Raw genomic sequence first — 223 nt, 5'->3', positions numbered from 1 at the left:
GCCCTTCTGGAGCTGCGGCCCGCCGGAGTCCCCGAAGCACGCCATGGCGTCGGGAACCCGGCTGATCGTGCACAGCCGGGTCCGGTCCGCGTAGCCGGGCGCGCACTCGCCGGCGGCACCCGTACGCGTGCTCAGCTCCTGCAACCGCTCCGCGAACCTCAGTTCGGTGTCGGCGGTGGTGCCGAATCCCAGGATGCGGGTCGGGGTCCCGGGCCGTCCGGCC

General features: G+C 74.4%; 1 protein-coding gene. It reads right to left on the bottom strand.

Annotated features, from left to right (window positions below):
• Positions 1-223 (bottom strand): trypsin-like serine protease (locus IF00_RS0140675; protein ID WP_030327210.1); only part of this gene is annotated, 223 nt, incomplete at both ends.

Origin of the sequence: Streptomyces flavochromogenes, assembly GCF_000717595.1 — a bacterium.
Taxonomy (GTDB): Bacteria; Actinomycetota; Actinomycetes; order Streptomycetales; family Streptomycetaceae; genus Streptomyces; species Streptomyces flavochromogenes.
The sequence above is the reverse complement of the archived record's forward strand: the minus strand, read 5'-3'. Positions and strand labels throughout refer to the sequence as shown.